The sequence below is a fragment of the Paenarthrobacter sp. NPDC018779 genome (assembly GCF_044391085.1).
Lineage (GTDB): Bacteria > Actinomycetota > Actinomycetes > Actinomycetales > Micrococcaceae > Arthrobacter.
This window is the reverse complement of sequence record NZ_JBIRZS010000005.1, coordinates 122,642-141,341: the sequence shown is the minus strand read 5'-3', so window position 1 is coordinate 141,341 and position 18,700 is coordinate 122,642. Positions and strand designations below refer to the sequence as shown.

At 60.8% G+C, this 18,700-nt stretch carries 14 protein-coding genes and 1 pseudogene; 3 read left to right on the top strand and 12 right to left on the bottom strand.

Annotated features, from left to right (window positions below; genetic code table 11):
- Nucleotides 1–822: 822 nt before the first annotated feature.
- On the top strand, nucleotides 823–1,656 hold the full coding sequence (locus ACH488_RS08425) for a hypothetical protein (RefSeq protein ID WP_397323488.1): 834 nt from the start codon (nucleotides 823–825) through the stop codon (nucleotides 1,654–1,656).
- A gap of 354 nt (nucleotides 1,657–2,010) precedes the next feature.
- On the opposite strand, the gene ACH488_RS08420 is transcribed toward ACH488_RS08425, so the two are convergent.
- The 12 genes and pseudogenes from ACH488_RS08420 to ACH488_RS08365 form a co-directional block, all read right to left on the bottom strand.
- Nucleotides 2,011–2,556 (bottom strand): hypothetical protein, encoded by a 546-nt coding sequence (locus ACH488_RS08420; RefSeq protein ID WP_397323486.1) that lies wholly within the window; start codon nucleotides 2,554–2,556, stop codon nucleotides 2,011–2,013.
- Nucleotides 2,557–2,743: 187 nt separating this feature from the next.
- Nucleotides 2,744–3,163, bottom strand: a complete 420-nt coding sequence (locus ACH488_RS08415; RefSeq protein ID WP_397323485.1) for an ATP-binding protein — start codon at nucleotides 3,161–3,163, stop codon at nucleotides 2,744–2,746.
- Nucleotides 3,156–3,488: an STAS domain-containing protein gene (locus ACH488_RS08410; protein ID WP_397323606.1), complete on the bottom strand. Its 333-nt coding sequence runs from the start codon at nucleotides 3,486–3,488 to the stop codon at nucleotides 3,156–3,158. The genes ACH488_RS08415 and ACH488_RS08410 overlap by 8 nt, the downstream gene beginning before the upstream one ends.
- On the bottom strand, nucleotides 3,472–5,463 hold the full coding sequence (locus ACH488_RS08405; RefSeq protein WP_397323484.1) for a glycosyltransferase family 2 protein: 1,992 nt from the start codon (nucleotides 5,461–5,463) through the stop codon (nucleotides 3,472–3,474). Before ACH488_RS08405 ends, ACH488_RS08410 begins: the two co-directional genes overlap by 17 nt.
- Nucleotides 5,464–5,480: 17 nt before the next feature.
- Nucleotides 5,481–6,596, bottom strand: coding sequence for a PP2C family protein-serine/threonine phosphatase (locus ACH488_RS08400; protein WP_397323483.1), 1,116 nt, complete (start codon nucleotides 6,594–6,596; stop codon nucleotides 5,481–5,483).
- Between the two features lie 274 nt (nucleotides 6,597–6,870).
- Nucleotides 6,871–7,338, bottom strand: coding sequence for a thioredoxin-dependent thiol peroxidase (gene bcp / locus ACH488_RS08395; RefSeq protein WP_397323482.1), 468 nt, complete (start codon nucleotides 7,336–7,338; stop codon nucleotides 6,871–6,873).
- Nucleotides 7,339–7,417: 79 nt separating this feature from the next.
- The gene (locus tag ACH488_RS08390) at nucleotides 7,418–8,182 is read right to left on the bottom strand and encodes a winged helix-turn-helix domain-containing protein (RefSeq protein ID WP_397323481.1); all 765 of its coding nucleotides are present in this window, start codon (nucleotides 8,180–8,182) and stop codon (nucleotides 7,418–7,420) included.
- Nucleotides 8,183–8,193: 11 nt separating this feature from the next.
- A complete protein-coding gene (allB, locus tag ACH488_RS08385) occupies nucleotides 8,194–9,543 on the bottom strand; it encodes an allantoinase AllB (protein WP_397323480.1) in 1,350 nt (449 codons plus the stop codon).
- Nucleotides 9,536–10,705, bottom strand: a complete 1,170-nt coding sequence (locus ACH488_RS08380; RefSeq protein ID WP_397323478.1) for a glycerate kinase — start codon at nucleotides 10,703–10,705, stop codon at nucleotides 9,536–9,538. The genes allB and ACH488_RS08380 overlap by 8 nt, the downstream gene beginning before the upstream one ends.
- A gap of 71 nt (nucleotides 10,706–10,776) precedes the next feature.
- The gene (gene gcl, locus ACH488_RS08375) at nucleotides 10,777–12,552 is read right to left on the bottom strand and encodes a glyoxylate carboligase (protein WP_397323476.1); all 1,776 of its coding nucleotides are present in this window, start codon (nucleotides 12,550–12,552) and stop codon (nucleotides 10,777–10,779) included.
- A gap of 131 nt (nucleotides 12,553–12,683) precedes the next feature.
- Nucleotides 12,684–13,580 (bottom strand): annotated as a pseudogene (locus ACH488_RS08370) (2-hydroxy-3-oxopropionate reductase); the annotation flags it as partial.
- A 141-nt stretch (nucleotides 13,581–13,721) separates the two neighbouring features.
- The gene (locus ACH488_RS08365) at nucleotides 13,722–14,525 is read right to left on the bottom strand and encodes a hydroxypyruvate isomerase family protein (RefSeq protein ID WP_397323475.1); all 804 of its coding nucleotides are present in this window, start codon (nucleotides 14,523–14,525) and stop codon (nucleotides 13,722–13,724) included.
- A gap of 338 nt (nucleotides 14,526–14,863) precedes the next feature.
- Between ACH488_RS08365 and drt3a the strand changes: the two genes are divergently transcribed.
- Together drt3a and drt3b are read left to right on the top strand one after the other, a co-directional pair.
- Nucleotides 14,864–16,228 (top strand): antiviral reverse transcriptase Drt3a, encoded by a 1,365-nt coding sequence (gene drt3a, locus ACH488_RS08360; protein ID WP_397323473.1) that lies wholly within the window; start codon nucleotides 14,864–14,866, stop codon nucleotides 16,226–16,228.
- On the top strand, nucleotides 16,215–18,293 hold the full coding sequence (drt3b, locus tag ACH488_RS08355; RefSeq protein ID WP_397323471.1) for an antiviral reverse transcriptase Drt3b: 2,079 nt from the start codon (nucleotides 16,215–16,217) through the stop codon (nucleotides 18,291–18,293). Before drt3a ends, drt3b begins: the two co-directional genes overlap by 14 nt.
- The last annotated feature ends 407 nt before the right edge of the window (nucleotides 18,294–18,700 follow it).

Sequence of the window (18,700 nt, the reverse complement as noted above, 5' to 3'; positions counted from 1 at the left end):
TCGAACGGTACCTGAAACTTGGTGAGTCAATTGGAATGGTAGTTGCGCGATACTTGCCCCCATCGGTTCGCGACCGACTGGCTCAGTCCGACCTCTCCTATGCTGACGCAACAGGCAACATTCTGTTGCGCACGGAGTCACCTGCTCTGTTCGTGTCGGATAAAGGCGATAATGCGGATCCGTGGAGGGGAAGGGGCCGACCACGAGGAACTTTGAAGGGGGAGCCTGCAGCAAAAGTAGTCCGCGCGATGCTGGACAGAAGTGGGCCCTGGAAGATTCGTGAACTTGTCTCTGAATCCGGAGCATCAACTGGTTCCGTATATCGGGTGATCGAGTTTCTTGAGGCCGAAGAACTCGTCCAGAGAACCCCGAATGGTTTCTTGAGTTGCCCGGACTGGCCTGCCCTGCTTCGGAGGTGGAGCCTCGATTATCAATTTCAGAAATCCAACATGATAACGCGCTGGATAGCACCACGCGGGCTGGAAGACCTGCTAAACCGAGCGCGTACAAGCACCGTACAGGATTACGCTGTGACAGGCTCCATAGCTGCTGCGCATTGGGCGGCTAACGCGCCAGCCCGATCGGCCATGATTTACACAGTTGATCCCCAGAGAGCAGCGGAGGAGTGGGGGCTCCGCCCAACAGAATCGGGTGTGAACGTCCTACTGGCTAAACCGGCATACGCTGTTGCACTGAAGGGGGCCAGAATCCGACAAGACGGGCTCAGGCTGGCGGCACCTGCACAGGTCGCTGTTGACCTCATTACAGGGCCAGGGCGGGCTCCCTCAGAGGCGGAAGAGCTCATTGATTGGATGGTGCGCAATGAACAGTTCTGGAGGTAGCGGCGAAGATTTGCTGATCCGCGCTCGTTCGGTGCTTTTGGATGCGCTCGAGGCGCTGCATGAGCACAGTGATGCGGTCATCGTTATCGGTGCCCAGGCCGTTTATCTGAGGACTGGAGGCATTGATGTAGCTTTGGCGGAAGCTACGAAGGACAGCGACGTTGCAGTTGACCCCCGGCTGCTCGGGGACGATCCACTTCTCGAAAATGCCATGAGGCTCGCAGGTTTTGTACCGTCGGCGACTGGTCAACCGGGTGCCTGGATAAGCCTGGACGGCATTCCCGTTGACCTTATGGTTCCGGAAAGTTTTGCAGGAGCAGGCACACGCGGTGCCAGGATACCTCCACATGACAGGCGCGCGACTCGTCGAGCCCGTGGACTCGAGGCGGCGCTTGTGGACCATGGTTTTCTCGATGTCCCAGCGCTTGCTGCCGAAGATAGTCGTGTCGCAAAAGTAAAGGTGGCAAGTGCGGCCGCTCTCCTTGTAGCGAAGCTGCACAAGATTGCTGAGCGGATCGACACCCCGCACCGCCTGCTGGACAAGGACGCCCACGACGCATACCGCATCCTTCGTGCCATTGACACTGGCGACCTGGCCGACGGTTTTAATCGGCTCTTGGCAGACTCCGTCAGTGTGGAGGCTACCAGGGAGGCCATCGAGTACCTTCAGATGGTTTTTGCTCCGGGTCCGGAGGCCATTGGGTCCCTGATGGCGGGCCGTGCTGAAGAAGGATTGGGGGATCCAGAACTCGTGTCCATGTCAGTGTCGATTCTGGCCGCCGACTTGCTCAAAGCAATACGTGCACAATCGTAGTTCTGTCTTACGGAAAGACCCTGACGGTGCCGACCGTCAATGGCTGCGCTGACCGCCGTCGTACGCTAAAATCGCGACCACAGGCGTGTTCACGGCGGTGGGGTTGATGATTTAATCCGCAGGATTCCCGCACCCGGTAGGGGTAGGACCACCCACTGGCCTTCGCGGAAAGCCTGTTTCCGGGCGTGACCGGTCGTGCGGATCCACACCTGGATGCCGGGTGCGCCCTCCGATAGGCCGATCTTGACCACGCCTACTTTGACGCCATTGAACCACGGCTGCATGCCTTGCTTAGCTGTCGCCAGGGTCACCCTATCCCCCCTCAGTGCCGAGGCGATGCTTAGACGTTCCCTGTCAGCCTGCGGGAATCTCCGCGGAATCACAGTTCGGCGAGTCCACCGGCACAGTGACCGAGAGGTAAGCCGGGCTCTTCGACTCGATGGTCACCGTGGACCCCGATCCGTTTGTACTACGGGCGACCACCCAGCCACCCGGTACATCGTCCGTTCCGCCGAAAGCCGGGAAGCCGTGCTGGGCCAGGACGGGGTCGCCTGCGGCGAAAACATCCTCGAAGTTGTTGGACGCTTTGACGATGTCCGCGCTGCTCTTCATGCTGGCAATTTGGAGGATGCAGCGACCATCCGTGGACTTCGCCAAACTGGCTCCTTTGTCCACGCTCCAAGTGATGCCGGACAATTTCTCCTCCAATGCCGCAATCAGGTCAGCGCGCAGGGAATCGTACTTTGCCAGGCTCTGGTCAACCGGCTCGGGGCCCGCCGTGATGGGCGGGGCGCTGCTCGGTGTGCGGGTGGGTCCGTCCGTGGCCGCCGTGCATCCGGCCAACGTGACGCTAGTCAGGACGACGGTCAGGAACAACGCTCCTGGTGAAGTGCGGCGCATGGTTTCCCCAGTTCGGATAAAGGCACGACGGCGGCCATCACCGCATGCTTTCATACCCGCCGTACGCGTCGCCATGGGGAGAAAGGCCCACGCACCCGGGTGAGGGAGGGTTGGTGGGAAGGGGCGATTCGGTGAGGGAGGGTTGGTGGGAAGGGGCGATTCGGTGAGAGAGGGTTGGGGGAGGGGGTCAGGTGTTGCGGGTCAGGATCCAGGTGTTGGTGCCGTCCTGGCGTTCGAACGTTACCGTGGTCACCAGGGCCTCGATGAGCGCGAGCCCACGTCCTGATTCCGCTTCCGAATCGGGCATGGAGGCCTGCATGTGGTCGGCGAACGGTTCGCGGGCATGATGGGCGCTGACCCGGGCAACCAGCCGGGCCGGCCACACGCCGATCTCAACGTCGATCTCCACGGGCTCCTCGGCCACGGGTTCGGCGTGTTGCACGATGTTCGCGGCCGATTCGATCACGGCGGTAGCGAACGTCATCCGGTCCATGTCCGGCACGAAGGACGCATCGTCCCACAGGGCATCGAGTTCGTTGTGGATGGCCTCGATCGCTTCGTCGTTGGACGGACCGTGATAGCCCCGGCGGGCAATGACGTCAGTCATCGCCGAACGCAGCCTCTGCCGTGGGGTAGGCGGTGAGGACCCGGTCCATATTGGTCAGTTCCAGCACCATCTTCACCTGCGGCTGGACTGCGGCGATGCGGAGGTCCCCGCCGGCCTGGCGTGCAGCCTTGAGGCAACCGATCAAGGCTCCGAGGCCCGACGAATCCATGAAGTCGGTCTCCGCCAGGTTGACCACCACGCGGCTTGATCCGGCTGCGACAACCTCGTTGACCACTTCGCGGAGCTTCGGCGCGGCCACCATGTTCAGGCGGCCAACACTCTTCACTTCCGCGTACTTGTCTTTGACCTCATAGCTGAACTGCATCGCCATTCCTCTCCTCGGGGCTTCCGGGCCCAGCGGACCCAACATCTTCGGGGACGAATCCCTTATACAAAACTGCTTTCACCAGCACGCTCAGGACCACCAGATCGAAGGCCACCCACGCCACGTTGACCAGCGTTCCCAGCGGCTCAGAGAGACCGGTGAATAGTCGGGCCATACCCACCACCAGGGCAATAGCCAGGAGTACGGCAACGATGATCTGCGGCCGGATGAGGCTCCAACTCGGCCCGCCGCTCTGTCGCGCCTTCGGGGTGACCGCAAACCCAAGGGGGCGGCCGAACCAAACGTTGCGTGCCGCCGTCGTGCATGACTGGATCCAGGTGGGGAACAACGCGAGGCTGTATTGCTGGCCGCGCCACGTGGGGATGCCGTGCCCGGCCACGAGGAACAGCAACTGGTTCACCACCATGAACGGGATGAAGCGGACAAAGAAGTCGAAGCTGAGGCTGGTGACGGGGAGGATGCCCAGGGTGAGGTAGATGATGGGCGCCGCGAAGTACACGACGGCCGCGAAGCCGCTCAGGTAGGTCCACATGGTGGAAAAGTACATAAGCCGCTGACCCCAGGAGAGACCGCGTTGCACCAGCGGGTTTTCGCGGAGGAGCACCTGCATGGTGCCCTGGGCCCAACGGAGGCGCTGGGTGAGCATGGTTTTGAGGTCTTCCGGAGCCAGTCCGTTGGCGAGGATCTCGTGGTGGTACACGCTCTTCCATCCCAGTCCGTGCAGGCGCATTGCGGTGGCCATGTCCTCCGTGACGGAGATGGTGGCCAGCGGCATGATGGGCTGCGCCTCGTCGGTGCGTTCCACGGAGATGGCGTCGAGGACCGCGTGGACGGATTCCAGCGCACCCAGCGGTGACCAGTCGCGTCCGGACATACGGTCGACGGCGTCACTTGCCACCGTGGTTACGCCACCCTCGCCGACGTGCGCGAGTTCCATCGCGGCGATTTCCTCAAGGTCGGCCTGCAGCGCGGAGAAGTCCGCGGCCACGAGGGTCCGCACGGCTTCGTCGACTTTGCGGCGGACCCGGTACGTGATCTCGCTGAGGGATACCCGTGCTTCGAGCTCCTGCTGGGCCGTGTTGGTGGCGGCCTCAACTTCGTTCAGCATCTGCTCCACGAGCGGGTTCCCGGCCTCAGGGGAGCGGCGGGCTTTCTTGATGGCCTGTTTGGACGCAGCCAACGCCCGCTTGATGCTCTGTTCCGTGGCTTTCACGTAGCCCACCAGGCCCAGCTGCATGAGGGCTTCGCGGCGCAGGATGGCGTTGGAGCCGCAGAAGAACGCCGCGTTCCAGCCGTCCTTGCCTTGCTGGATGGGTCCGTAGAACAGGGGGGCCTGGCTGCCGAGGGGATCGTCGGCGGGCACGTTGATGAAGTACTGGGGTGTCTGGACCAAGGCAACGCGGTCGTCGTTGAAGTAGCCCAGCGTCTTGTCCAGGATGTCCGGCTCGGGGATCTGGTCGGCGTCGAGAATCAGTAGGTACTCGCCCGAGGTGAGCATGAGCGCGTTGTTCAGGTTCCCGGCTTTGGCGTGGCGCGGCATGTCCGGTGTCCAGTCGGCGGTGCGCGTGACGTAGCCGATCCCGTTGGCTTCGGCGAGTTCGCGCATTTCCGGCCGGTTTCCGTCGTCGAGGATCCAGGTGCTGTGCGGCCAGCGGATCTCCTTGGCAGCCAATGCCGTGGTCATCACCAGGTCGAAGGGCTCGTTGTACGTGGTGATGAATACGTCCACGGTGGCATCGGCCGGGGCAGGGGGAGGCGGCTTGCGGATCTTGAGGTTCCACACCGTCAGCCCGAACAGCATCACGTCAATGAGGCTGTACGTCTCCGCGATGACCAGCGGGACGGCAATCCACCACGCCTCCCAGTTGAGCGAGGCCAGCCACCGCCAGGCAACGTAGTTCACGCCGAGAATGACGGTGAGGACAACGATCAAACGAGTCCAGAAACGAGTCACGATCCCCCTTTGGTGGCTTACTGTCCGGTTGGTTTCCGTCGAACCACGACGGCGGTCACGTCGTCTTCCGCCGTGGCGGCCGGTGCCAGTTCCAGAAGGGCGGCACAGATTTCCTCCGAGCTTCCCTCGTTGCGGGCTGCCTTCTCCACGTTCCGGATGAAGTCCTCCAGCGAAGCGTGGGCGTCCAGGATTCCGTCACTGACGATCACCAGCGAGTCCCCTGGCTCCAGGGTGAGTTGGGCTGCGGGCCAGACTTCGTCTTCGAGGATTCCCACCGGCGGACCCGCTGAAACCAAGCGGCGGGCGGCACCCTGGGCGGGGATGTGCAGCCCAAGTCCATGACCGGCGTCGATATAGCTAAGCCGGCCGGAAGCGCTGTCCAGCCGCGCGTGGAACATGGTCACGAACGAGCCCGACTGGTCCAGGTCCGAGGCGATGGTGGCTCCTGCGGAGGCGAAAGCGGAATCGATCGCGGGGTTGTCTGCCACGGAGCGCATCACAGCGCGCACCGTAGCGGCGATGAGTGCTGCGCCCATGCCTTTGCCCATGGCGTCGGCGAACGTGAGGTGCATGCCGTCGGCGGTTTGGTACCAGTCGTAGAAGTCCCCACCCACGCTGCGCGATGGGCGGAAGGACCCGGCGACGTCGTAATCATCCAGCCGCACCTTCTCCTGCGGCAGGAGGCTCTTCTGTACGACGGCGGCGCGCGCCAGTTCGTCGGTTTGGCGGGGGTCTTCCGTGGGCTGGGCGGGCGTGCGTGCGCGGCGGAAAAGGGCCCTGATGCGGGCCTGGAGTTCCTTGGGGCTGAAGGGCTTGGTGAGGTAGTCGTCGGCGCCGGTGTCCAGGCCGGTGAGGCGGTCCAGTTCGTCGGCGCGGGCGGTGAGCATCAGGACGTAGGCGTCGGAGAATTCACGGACCCTGCGGCAGACCTCCATGCCGTCGATGTCCGGGAGGTTGATGTCCAGGGTGATCAGCTCGGCGTTGGTGTTCTTCACGGCCTCGACGCCGGTCAATCCGTCCGGGGCTTCGGTGACGATGAAGTCGAGTTGCTCGAGGACCACCACGAGGAGGCCACGGATGTCTTCGTCATCTTCGACGACTACGGCATGGCGTTGGGGCGAGGTTGAGACCATGGCTCCATTAACTAATGTCCAGTGGATTTTGTCACGTTTAGTCAACCAACATGAACGCCCGCTCACATTGCGCGAGCGGGCGTTACAAATGTTGTTCAGTCAGGTGCGAGAGGGCTCTCCGAAAGGGGTGATTTCGTGAGAGAGGGATGCCCAGGAAGGGCGGTTCCGTGAGAGAGGGATCTCCCAAAACGGGGGTTCCGTGAGAGAGGGATCCCCCAAAACGGGGGTTCCGTGAGAGAGCGTCGGGTTGGGAGGGGGGTTCGGTGAGAGAGGGTTAGACGCCGAGTTCTTCGCGGAGGGCCTGGACGTGGCCCTGGGCCTTGACCTGGTACTGGGTGTGTGTGACCTTGCCTTCGCCGTCCAGGACCACCGTGGAGCGGACCAGGCCCTCGACGATCTCGCCGTTGACCAGCTTTTCGCCCCAAGCGCCGTAGGCCAGCGCAACAGCGTGGTCTTCGTCGGAGAGCAGCGGGAACGTCAGCGCGAAGTCGCCGGTGAAGGAGGCCAGTGCCTCGGGGGCGTCGGGGGAGATGCCGATGACGTCGTAGCCCTTGCCCTGCAGGGTGGCCAGGTTGTCACGGAAGTCGCAGGCCTCCGTGGTGCAGCCGGGGGTGGCGGCCTGCGGGTAGAAGTACACAATCACGTTGCGTCCGCGGTAGTCGGACAGCGAGACCTTGGTGCCGTCGGCGTCGAGAAGCGCGAAGTCAGGGGCTTGCGTTCCGACGAGGAGTTTCTGGGTCATGGCGATCCTTTACGTTCAACCGGTGTGCACCGGCGTTTGGTCATACAAAAAAGCGGAATCGAGATGTAGAACAGCAAAATCAGATGCTGTATTCCGCGGGTCCGCGCACCGTGGCATAAGGGCCGGGCACGAACTGGTAGCCACCACCACGGACGGTGGAGACGGTGTAACGGGCATTGCCAAGCTTGCGCCGCACTCTTCCAACATAAACGTCGATCGAGCGGAAAGCTGCGCCCGGGAGGTCAAATGACTCCAGGAAGCGTTGCAATTCTTCACGTGAAATAGCCCGGGAGCAGTTCACCACGAGGTAGCGCAACAGCTTGTATTCCATGCCAGTAAAGGCAACCGGCTCACCGTCCAGCAGGACTACTTCAGCGGCGAGGTCGATTGCAAGCTGGCTGCGCCGGGCCGCCAACGTTACGGGTTCGACGGCGGTGCTGCCGCTGGCTTCGCTTGCTTCGGAATCGTCCGCGAGGGCGTCCGCGAGCGAGACGGAACGTGATCCGGAAAGGTGGTTACCGGCGTCGGCGGTTTCCTGCGGAGTGCCGCCCCAGGAAGTGTCGCCGACGCCGGAGTGCTCTGCTCCGGGGGCGGGCCAGATGCGGACTTCCGCCTCCGGAGCAAGTTTCATGGCCCGGGCGAGCACCATTCGTGCTGCCCGTTCCCAAATCTTGGGGTCTACGGGATCGCCCTCGGCCGGATTGACCCAAAGGGCCAGGCCGTGGGCAGTGAGAGCCGGGGAGGTAAGTCCCTGTGGTGTGGGGCCCTGCCGCCGCGCGGCCCCGGGACGTGTTTGGCGTCCCGGGAACCGTGCCGGCGGTGGACCGTAGGCATTGACTGCCATGGCGGTTGGTCCTAAACGTTACCGCGGCGGATCAGCTTGCCGCCGGGGTTCTGGAAGTCGATTTCCGAGCCCCGCAGGTAGGTCTTGCGGACGACGCCGGAGAGCGGACGGCCGTCGTACGGGGTGATCGGGTTCTTGTGCTTGAGCTTCTTGACGTCCACCACGTAGGCGTCGTCGTGGGCGAAGATCGAGAAGTCGGCGTCGTAGCCGAGGGCGAGCTGGCCCTTGTTGTGCAGGCGGGCCAGGGCGGCGGGCTTCTCCGACATCCAGGCAACAACCTGTTCCAGGGAGATGCCGCGGTGGCGTGCCTCGGTCCAGATCAGGGACAGGCCCAGCTGGAGGGAGGAGACGCCGCCCCAGGCAACAGCGAAGTCGCCGTTCTCCAGGTCCTTGAGGTCAAGGGTGGAGGGGGAGTGGTCCGAGACGATGCAGTCGATGGTGCCGTCCTGCAGGCCCTTCCACAGGAGCTCGCGGTTGGAGGCTTCGCGGATGGGCGGGCAGCACTTGTACGCGGTAGCGCCATCCGGGATTTCCTCGGCCATGAGCGTCAGGTAGTGCGGGCACGTCTCAACGGTGAGGTTGACGCCGTCGCGCTTTGCCGAAGCGATCATGGGCAGCGCGTCGGAGGAGGAGAGGTGGAGGATGTGGGCGCGTGCGCCGGTCCAGCGGGCGCGTTCGATGACCTCGGCGATGGCCTTGTTCTCGGCACCGCGCGGGCGGGAGGCGAGGAAGGTCTCGTAGTGGTCGCCGCCGGGGTGCGGGGCGCGGTCGATCGCGTGGGAGTCCTCGGCGTGGACGATCATGAGGGAGTCGAAGGACTTCAGTTCCTTCATGTCCTCTTCCATCTCATCCGCGTCCAGGTGCGGGAACTCGTCCACGCCGGAGTGCAGGAGGAAACACTTGAAGCCGAAGACGCCTTCGTCGTGCAGCGGGCGGAGGTCGCTCTTGTTGCCCGGGATGGCACCGCCCCAGAATCCGACGTCGACGAATGCCTGGTCCTTGGCTACGACGCGCTTCTGCTCCAGGCCGTCCACGCTGGTAGTCGGCGGGATGCTGTTGAGCGGCATGTCAATGATGGTGGTGACACCGCCGGCTGCGGCTGCACGGGTGGCCGATGCGAAGCCTTCCCATTCGGTGCGGCCGGGCTCGTTGACGTGGACGTGGGTGTCCACCAGGCCGGGGATCAGGGTCTCGTCGTCGGCGAGGTGGATGACCTCGGTACCCGTCAGGCCGTTGCCCAGGGGCTCAATGGCGACGATGACGCCGTCGCGGATGCCAACCTCGCGGGGTGCGATGCCGGCCGTGGTGAGGATGCGCTGGCCCCGGATAACGAGGTCATAGGCGCCGAATGCTTCAGACATTGAGGTACTCCTTGTTTTCGGTCCGTTCTGCCAGGTACACGCCTATGTGCTTTCCTAATTGTTCAAGCAACGGACCTGCTTCAGCGATACATTTCTGGACATCTTCTTCCAGGTCGGTCAAAGCGTGGACCGTGTGGAATCCGGCATCCGTGAGTTGTTCCCGGCTCAGGGTACTCCGGCCGCAGACTGCGATCACGGGTACCCCGGCTTTTGCTGCCGCCCGGCTGACGCCCATTGGCGTCTTGCCCAGGAGGCTCTGTTCGTCCAGGCTGCCTTCGCCGGTGATCACCAGGTCGGCGCCCTTCAGTTTCTGTTCGAGTTCAGTGAATTCAAGTACGACGTCGATGCCCGGCCGCCGCTCTGCCTTCAGGGCCGCGATGGCAATGTAGCCGACGCCGCCGGCAGCGCCTGCGCCCGGTGCCTTGGCTGCATATTTGGCGTCCGGTCCGGTGGTTGCTGCGAGGACGTCGACGAAGTTTTGTAGTGCCCTGTCCAGTTCGGCGACGTCGTCCGGCGTCGCGCCTTTTTGCGGGCCGAAGATGGCTGGGGCTCCGCTGGCCCCCAAAAGGGGATTGTCGACGTCGGACGCCAAGACGAACTCTGTTGCCTCGATGCGGACATCGAAGTTGGCGAAGTCGATGCTCTTCAGCTGGGCGAGGGCGGCACCGCCGCCGGGGAGCTCGTTGCCGTTCCCATCGAGGAAGACGGCACCGAGGCCCTGCAGGACTCCGGCTCCGGCGTCGGTGTTGGCGCTGCCTCCAACGCCCAGGATGATCTTGCGGCAGCCGAGGTCCAGGGCGGCGCGGATGAGTTCACCCGTGCCGATGCTGGTGGCCGTCTTCGCGGTTTCGCTCGTGGGGCCTTCCGGGAGGAGGGCCAAACCGGAAGCGGCTGCCATTTCGATCACGGCTTCTGTGTTTTTGACTGCGAAATCCGCTTTGACAGCTTGGCCGAGCGGGCCGGTGACCGTGGTGGTCCGGCGGGTGAAGCCGGAGCCGATGGCGGCGTCGATGGTTCCTTCGCCGCCGTCGGCCACCGGAATGCGTGTTGTCTCGATGCCGCTGGTGCCGAAGCCGGCGAGCAGACCTGTTGCCAGGTGCTCGGCGACCTCGGGCGCGGACAGCGAGCCCTTGAATTTGTCCGGGGCGATGACCACACGCATTCCGGTGCCTCCTTTAGTGTGTTTCGTTTGGCCGTGGCGGCCTTTGGGCCGTTTGCGGCCGTGTGCGGCTGTTAGGCCTTGGCCAGGATCGCCGTGGGGGCGTCCGCAGCCGTCTCGGCCAGCTCTTCGAACTCGTTCACGCCGTTGATCTCAACGCCCATGGAGATGTTGGTGATCTTTTCCAGGATCACTTCAACAACCACGGGAACCTTGAACTCGCCCATAAGTGCCTTGGCCTTGTCGAATGCGGCAGGCATGTCGTTCGGGTTCTCAACGCGGATGGCCTTGCAGCCCAAGCCCTCGGCAACCTTGATGTGGTCAACGCCGTAGCCGTTGGTCTCCGGGCTGTTGATGTTCTCGAAGGCCAGGGAAACGTTCTGCTCCATGTTGAAGCCGCGCTGGCTCTGACGGATCAGGCCCAGATAGCTGTTGTTCACCACAACGTGGATGTACGGCAGGTTGAACTGTGCGCCCACGGCCAGTTCCTCGATCATGAACTGGAAATCGTAGTCACCGGACAGGGCCACAACGGTGGCGTCCGGGGTGCCGCGAACCACGCCGAGTGCTGCCGGAGCGGTCCAGCCCAGCGGGCCGGCCTGGCCTGCGTTGATCCACTTGCGGGCACCGAACACGTGCAGCATCTGCGCGCCGGCGATCTGCGACAGACCGATGGTGGACACGTAGGTGGTGTCGCGGCCGAAAGCCTTGTTCATCTCCTGGTACACGCGCTGCGGCTTGATGGGCACGTTGTCGAAGTTGGTCTTGCGGTGCAGGGAGCCCTTGCGCTCCTGGCACTCGGCAACCCAGCCCGAGTAGTCCGGCAGGGTCTTTGCTGCCTGGCGTTCGCGGGCCAGCTCCAGCAGACCGTCCAGCGCCGCACCGGCGTCGGACGCAATGCCCAGGTCCGGCGAGAAAACGCGGCCGATCTGCGTCGGCTCGATGTCGATGTGCACGAACTTGCGGCCGGCCGTGTAGGTTTCCAGGCCGCCGGTGTGGCGGTTGGCCCAACGGTTGCCGATGCCGATCACGAAGTCGCTCTGCAGGAAGGTCTCGTTGCCGTAGCGGTGCGAGGTCTGCAGGCCAACCATGCCGGCCATCAGCTGGTGGTCGTCCGGGATGGCGCCCCAGCCCATCAGCGTGGGGATCACCGGCACGTTCAGGATCTCGGCCAGCTCAACCAGCTGGGCCGAAGCGCCGGCGTTGATGATGCCGCCGCCGGCAACGATCAGCGGGTGCTGGGCCGCGGTCAGCATGTCCAGGGCCTTTTCCAGCTGCTTGCGGGAAGCCTTGGGCTTCTCCACCGGCAGGGGCTCGTAGGCGTCGATGTCGAACTCGATCTCGGCCATCTGAACGTCGATGGGCAGGTCCAGCAGAACCGGGCCCGGACGACCGGAGCGCATTACCTGGAAGGCCTTCTGGAACGCACCGGGAACCTGGCCCGGTTCCAGGATGGTCATGGCGAACTTGGTGACCGGCTTGGCGATGGACTCGATGTCCACGGCCTGGAAGTCTTCCTTGTGCAGCTTGGCAACGGGTGCCTGGCCGGTGATGCAGAGCATCGGGATCGAGTCAGCCTGCGCTGCGTAGAGGCCCGTGATCATGTCCGTGCCGGCAGGGCCCGAGGTGCCGATGCAGATGCCGATGTTGCCATCAGCTGCACGGCTGTAACCGTCGGCCATGTGGCTGGCGCCTTCAACGTGGCGGGCCAGCGTGTGGCGGATGCCGCCGTGGGCACGCATTGCCGAGTAGAAGGGGTTGATTGCTGCGCCTGGCAGGCCGAACGCCTCGGTGGCGCCTTCCTTTTCCAGGATGGCGACTGCCGCGTCAACGGTGCGCATCTTAGCCATGGTGTACTCCTAGTTTGGTGCCCTTGCGGGCGAAGTCTGGGGTGTTTTTGGGTGTGGTGAGGGAGCCGCCGTCGTAATTCACGACGGCGGGTACCCTGCTTTAGTGCTTGTTCCGGCTTTAGCCGGGGTGCTTACTTCCGGCCGCTGAGCTGGAGGACCTGCTTGAAGAGGCCCGAGTGGTCCAGGCCGCCGTCGCCCTGGTTGACGGTTGCGGCGACGAGCTGTGCGACGACGGCGCCGAGCGGGACGGCGACGTTGGCTTCGCGGGCTGCGGAGGTGACGATGCCCAGGTCCTTGTGGTGGAGGGCGAGGCGGAAGCCGGGGTCGAAGTTGCGGTCGAGCATCTTCTGTCCCTTTTGGTCGAGGACCTTGGAGCCGGCCAAGCCGCCGCCGAGGACCTTCAGTGCTGCGTCGGTGTCTACGCCGTAGGCCTCAAGGAAGGCGATGGCCTCGCCGAGGACCTGGATGTTGACCGCGACGATGAGCTGGTTGGCTGCCTTGACGGTCTGGCCGGAGCCGGACGGGCCGACGTGGACGATGGTCTTGCCCACTGCGTTGAGGACTTCCTGTGCTGCCTCGAAGTCTGCTGCTTCGCCGCCGACCATGATGGACAGGACGGCGTCGATGGCGCCCTGTTCGCCGCCGGAGACCGGGGCGTCGAGCGGGCGGATGCCGGCTGCCACTGCTTCTTCGGAGAGGCGCTTGGCGACGTCCGGGCGGATGCTGGAAGCGTCGATCCACAAGGTGCCCTGCTTGGCGTTGGCGAAGACGCCATCCTTGCCGGTGACAACACCCTCAACATCGGGGGAGTCCGGGACCATGGTGATGACGACGTCGGCGTCCTTGACTGCCTCCGCGATGCTGCTGGCGCCCTGGCCGCCCTCGGAGACGAGCTTGTCGATCTTGTCCTGGCTGCGGTTGAAACCGGTGACCGTGTGGCCGGCCTTGACGAGGTTGATGGCCATGGGCAGGCCCATGATTCCGAGGCCGATGACTGCAACGTTGCTCATTGTGGTTCTCTTTCTGGGGAAGTCTGTGTGTCTAAAGTCTGTGTGTGTCTTTTAACCCGAGTGCGCTAACTCAGGTGTGCTTACCCAACTAGGTCGCATTTGTGCGCGTTTTGAGCCTTCTAAACGCGCTCTGCTGCTACTTAGTTGGGTTCGCGGTGCTTAGTTGGCGTTGGCGCGCTGGCGGATAGCCCAGCTGAACGCCGTTTCCTGCGGTTCCTTGTACTCGAGGCCGATGTAGCCTTCGTAGCCGAGCTCGCGGCTGCGGGCGATCCATTCGCCGAGCGGGAGGGTGCCGGTGCCGGGGGCGCCGCGGCCGGGGTTGTCGGCGATCTGGATGTGGCCGAAGTCCTTGGCGTGGTTCTCGATGACGGATTCGACGTCGTCGCCGTTGACTGCCAGGTGGTAGAAGTCGGCGAGGAGCTTGACGTTCTGTGCGCCGGATTCTGCCTTGACGCGGGCGATGACCTTGAGTGCGTCTTCAGCCGTGAGGAGTGGGTACTTGGGTGCGCCGCTCACCGGCTCGAGGAGGACAGTTCCGCCGATACGTGCGACGCCGGCCGCCGCGGTTGCGAGGTTCTCGGCACCGATGGCGTCCTGCTTCTCAGGCGATTCGCCGTCGACGCGGTTGCCGTAGAGGGCGTTGAAGGCCTTGCAGCCCAGGCGCTCACCGATGCCGGCGACAACATCGATGTTGTCCTGGAACTCGGTGGAACGTGCGGGCCAGGAAACCAGGCCGCGGTCGCCGCCGGGCATGTTGCCGGCGTTGAAGTTGAGGCCCGTGAGCTGAACGCCGGCGTCCTTGATGGCGGTTTCGAACTCGGTTACCTGTGCGTCGGTGGGGACGGAGGTTTCGAAGGGCCACCAGAACTCGACGGCGTCAAAACCTGCTGCCTTCGCGGCTGCGGGGCGCTCGAGCAAGGGCAGCTCCGTCAGGAGGATGGAGCAGTTCACTGTGTACGTCATCGTAGGTCCTTCCGAGGAGGGGCTTTGATCTACCTTCCGCTGTGCTTCGTTTCGGCCGTGGCGTTCGGCTATCGTTTCCGCTTTGTGGAATTTAGATTCTGCTTTATGAAAAGTTTAGGAAAGGTCGGGGTGAGAGTCAAGGGGGTTGGGAGGTGGGGGTTTGGGATACCAGGCGTTCCGGAAGCCCCTTGCTCGGGATAGGGCTGTGTAGGTTCCGTCTTCACGAGTCGTATTGACGAGCGCTGAGTCGCCAGACAGTTCAGCGATAGTCCAGTCGCTTTAATCACCAGGGCCCGAGTTGCTGAACCTACAATGGGACTCACGACTGCAGGGGGACCATGTTAGACCAGAGCTTTTCCAGCGAGAACTTCAGACGCATCTGGGATCTGAGGATCCGGCGTGGTGAGGATTTAGCGCGGTACTTTCCAGCCGTGGCGTCATCCATAGCAGATCTGGAGGACGCGCGCCGGTCGCTCCGCATGAGTGTGTCGGGGACGGGCGGTGTTAGATCCCGGGGTGCCAATGAGTTGGTTGATCAGTATGAGCTCGCCAAGGTTAAGAGAGATGACGTTTTACGAGATCAGTTGTCGATGATCGCGTTGGAGGTCAACAATCGTATAGACAAAGGGAACTTTAACGTTGGGTTCAAACCGAGCAAGGTTGTAAGAGGAAAACAGACTTACAGAATTGATCGCCGCGATCCGGCATCGTACTTCATTTGCAGGCAGGTAGAGCAGAATCTAAAGTCGGCATTTCACCTGAAGCCTCCAAATCGGGGCCTCGTTGCTGAGCAGCTCTTCTTGGCCCTTAACGACAGAACTCAGAAATTTGTCATGCGAACTGACATCAAGGCCTTCTTCGAGAGCATTCCCCATGATCAACTCCGCCAGCTGCTCAGAAGAACACCTGGACTGTCGCGGACTACTAGCAGGTTCGTTGATGCGCTGCTACTTGAGCATGAAACTTGGACAGGATCACCGATCGGCCTTCCTCGAGGCCTGGGCATCAGCACGGCATTGGCTGAGGCCTTTCTATCCCAGCTTGACGATGTCCTCTCGAATCAGCAAGGTGTAACGTTCTACGCCCGATACGTTGATGACATCGTGCTGGTCTTCGCAGCCGGCCACCATCACGGTCCGGGCGATGCGAGGAAATTGGTCGTGCGAGGATGCATCAAGTCGATTGGACTGTCATTAAACGCCGGTAAGACTCAGTATCTCCTGCTCCCCGCAGCCTCCGCTGCTAAGCGTAAACGGCTCTCATACTTGGGCTACGAGTTCGACGTTTCTGCGTTCCCTGTAAGTGTCGACATATCAGCAAACAGGGCGAAGAGGTATAGGGAACGAATTGAGTCTTCCTTCGCGGCTCATGGCGGTGTAAAGGGGGACGCCTCTGCCGATCGAATCCTAATTGACCGAATGCGCTTTCTGGCAGGAAATACTCGACTTTCAAACAACAAGCGACAAGCCCTCGTCGGAATTTACTTCTCCAACAGTCTGCTGTCGACACCCTCATCGCGTATTCTGGCTCTTGATGTCTGTTACAAGAAGGTTCTCGCCTCAGCAGCCCTACCGCCGAGCCTGCATGCAGAAATGTCCGCTATTTCATTTGCCGAAGGCTTCAAGCACAGAAAATACTCAGTCTTTTCACCGAAGCGCCTTCAGCAGATTGTGAGAGTTTGGAAATACAGTGACGAAACGTAGAGTTCACATACGCCACAAAGCATCACGGGTTGTCCTTTCCGAACTACTGCCCTACGAATTACCGGTGACATTTAGTAATTCGGGGTTTTATGAGTTTCTTAATAAAACAAACGTCACCTTCACGGATAAAGAAGTCACCTTCAGATCATCGGACGCCGGACTGAAGACTCTACTCAAAATAATCTTTGGGAAGAATGTGCAGATTACGGAGCAAATTAATGCTGGCGGAAGGAGCTATCTAATACCGCGAAAGCAGTTGGATAACCCCACTGTGCCATTTCACTTCCAAATACGCCACGGTGATCGATCGCGACGACTTTCATTACCCCATCCTATGTCACAGATTTCGAGTATTCCTTTTTATGAAAAGTATAAAAGCTCGATTCTGTATCACGCCAGTCGCAGCCCCTTTTCAGTCAGGCATCCAGAACGCCTAACCCGATACACGATCTTCCGCGATAGTGTATTTGATGAGCGACGTGATTCGAACCCTGGAAGCGTGGAAACTTCGTCAAATGAATATGATGAGATACGATCATATTTCGTCTATAAACGCTATGACAATATTCACAAGTTCTATGAGTCTGACGAATATCGCGCCAGTGAAAAGCGCTTCGGAAACATTCTCCGATTGGACATATCGAGATGTTTTGACAGTATCTACACGCACTCAATCTCGTGGGCCCTATTCGACAAGGAGTCAGTCAAGCTAGATAGGGATGGGCATGCGTCTACCTTTGCGGATGACTTCGACGGTGTAATTAGACGCATGAATGATAATGAGACTCACGGGATCCTCATAGGTCCTGAGGTGTCAAGAATCTTTGCCGAGATGGTGCTCCAGCGAATCGATCGTGAGGTCGAGATGTCTCTCCGCAACAGGGGTATGCTTCATCGTCAAGACTATGAAGTGCTCCGTTACGTAGATGATTATTTTATTTTTATGCGTGACCCCGGCATGCGCGATATCATCGTTGGCGAGTTGGAAAATCAATTGCGACCATTCCGGTTCCATCTTAACGCTGCTAAGGAGACTGTGCACTCCACTCCCTTCATTTCTGACATGTCGATCGCCAAAGACCGACTTCGTGGTGGGTTGACGAAGTGTTTCAAATTGGAGATGGAGATGGATGAAACGGGGCTAAGAGTTCTGAACTTGGAATTCACCTCGTCTACTCGCAGGATGATAGCGCTCTACAAGACTGTCCTCCGAGAGACGAACCTAGAGCCAGTCCATATCGTCAACTTCACTCTTGCGGACATTGAAAGACAAGTGGAAGCCGTATTGAATAAATTCGGAACGACAGTTACTGCCCCACGTGTGGAGGTTCCCAATGATGTGATTCGGGAGCGGCGCATGAAACTACAGTCGGTCATTATGCGAGTGTTGATCAGCGCGCTTGAATTAGGCTTTTTTGTCTATGGCGGCTCACCTCGTGTGTCACCTGCCATCAAGCTTGCTCGATTGATCACTCTCTGTCGGAAGTTTTTGGAGCAGGCCAACTTTGCGGTTAGCGCGCGAGACTCACTTGATGACCTGATTTATCACGACATTCTTATTCAGTTGAACCGCAATCCACTAAGTGAGCACGCAACTGTTGAGAACCTTTATCTTCTTTCAGTTCTAAATGAACTTGGAGAACATTATTTATTAGACCATGCTGAGCTCTGCCGTTACTTAGCCATCAGGTCGACTAATGGTGTGCAGCTTGCCATACCGGACTGGTTCAATCCCCTGATTGTTGCCGAGGCATTTCGATACATGGCTGACAGGACGGATTATACCCTACTGCGTTCCGCTCTTGAGCAGTGGTTGCTCGAAAGGATTGTGACGCTTGATTCGTCTCCTCGACGAACTGCTGAACAGCCTATTTACGTTCTAAATGCTCTGGCTTCACCATATATCTCTTCTGTGACCAAGAAAAAGATTCTTGCCCTTTATGGTGGTGCCAGTAATGCGGCTTTGGCAAAAGCGGTGGATTTCCAAGAGTCTTGGTTTACTAACTGGACGTCCATGGATCTGCATTCCGCACTGTTGCGGAAACGGGTTCAGGAGGTATATTAGGGATGCGCCTCGCACGGCCTTAGGGCCACACACCAGCGCTTGGGTGGTATCGAGTACCCCACCCGTATTACGATTTTCGGCGTCTACCCTAGGGCAAGCGACCGTCCGAAATGTGTGGCAAGAGCGATCTTCGCTACGTCCAGAGAATTCTGGGCGAACCACTGTGACTCATTATCATAGTTAGTCTTGGTGCGCCAGGGACGCCGCCGAGCTGTTGGTCTTGTTAAAGTATTGTCGTGGCTACTGATGTAGTAAATGGTCATGCTTCCAATACCCAAGTTACGTCAAGCGATTAGCTTTGGGAGCGCCCGCTCGGAGGTTCAGTAGACCCGCAAACTACTCTTCCCCGCCCCAGCTATGCTGGGGATCCGGTGGAGACGACGGTTAGGTGACCGCAAGAACCATCC